Source organism: Neisseria sp. P0021.S007 (assembly GCF_051956855.1).
In genome coordinates, this window is the sequence record NZ_JBQCXA010000082.1 from 1 (window position 1) to 1330 (window position 1330).

Sequence of the window (1330 nt, forward strand, 5' to 3'; positions counted from 1 at the left end):
ATTACCTGCAACGCGTACCCGAATGCCTGGAAGGCGGCTTCGGCCTCAGCCGCTTCTTCCAGTCCCTGCAGCCGAAATATTCGCTTTCCCTTGATGTCGGCACGCGCTTCTTCAACAAAAAACTGGAATTGGGCATGCGCGCCATCCATCACAGCAAGGCGGAGCGGAAAAACTACGACAAGCTGATTGCCGACGGCGCGGGGCAGGTGTATGAGCGCAACGGCAAACCCTACGGCTGGCATGCCGCCACCCTTTTAGATGCCTATGCCCGCTACCGCATAGGGAAACATATAGACTTGAATTTCGGCGTTACTAACCTCGCCAACCGCTATTATCTAGACCCGATGTCCAGCACCCCCGTTCCCGGCCCAGGTAGGACGGTTACCTTCGGCCTAAAAGCGAAATTCTAAAATTTTCAATCAGACCTATTGTCAAAAACAAATTAGTATATATAATATTGATTATCAATATTATTTTTATATGACGGTCTTTTTTCTGCTTTCTGCCGCCATCTATATTTCAAAGATAAGCAGGCTTTTTTCAATTTCTTAGGAGTCTCAACATGAATGTGCGTCAAACCGTCTTAGCCGCCCTTTTGATGGGTGCTTTTGGTTCTGCCTTGGCTGTAGAGAATATATATGGAGAATCAAGTACAAACCGTGTGAAAACTCAAAAATCGGATGCGCTGCCGTTTGGTGCAAACCGTGCCGGTATCAGTATAGACAGCGATGGAAACAACCGTTATTCGAATTCCATCAACCTCGAAGCCGGACCCGCGCAGCGCATCCGCAACAAATACGGCAATACGCCCATCAACGGCGGCAATCAGAACGCCAATGCAAATGGCACGGCCAATCCGAAATACCTGCAACCCGGCGACATCAACCCGATTGCGGGCTGGTTCTCGAAAACCAAACTCGCCCAAGTGTGGTATGAAAAACGTGCCAACAACACCGAAGTGTTCAGCGTACGCCAAATGGCCGACCCAAAGTTACCGATTGCACCGAAATTCGGCGGCATGACCTTTACCAAAGTGCCGACTGCGGCAACCAACGTCTTCTTCGGCGAATGGGCGCCGCGCAAAGGCAACAGCAATCAGATTACCAACAGCACTGATTTAAATATGAACGACGGCAACCGCACGGTTTGGTTTGTGGGTGAGAATCCGACTAAAAACACTACGGGCTTAGCTACCGCCACCTATAATGTTGTCGGCATCAACAAGCACACGCCGGGCAAAAACGATTTCTATACTGGTGAAATCAAAGCCACATTCGGCACGAGCGACAAAGGTTCTATGAGCGGAGCACTAAAACGCGCAGGTGATAGG

At 49.8% G+C, this 1330-nt stretch carries 1 protein-coding gene and 1 pseudogene; both read left to right on the forward strand.

Going from position 1 to position 1330, the window contains the following annotated elements; translation table 11 throughout:
* A pseudogene (locus tag ACTHUR_RS11240) lies at positions 1-410 on the forward strand (TonB-dependent receptor TdfG); the annotation flags it as partial.
* Between the two features lie 152 nt (positions 411-562).
* Positions 563-1330: Slam-dependent surface lipoprotein (locus tag ACTHUR_RS11245; protein WP_440398628.1), on the forward strand; the 768-nt coding region annotated here is incomplete at its 3' end.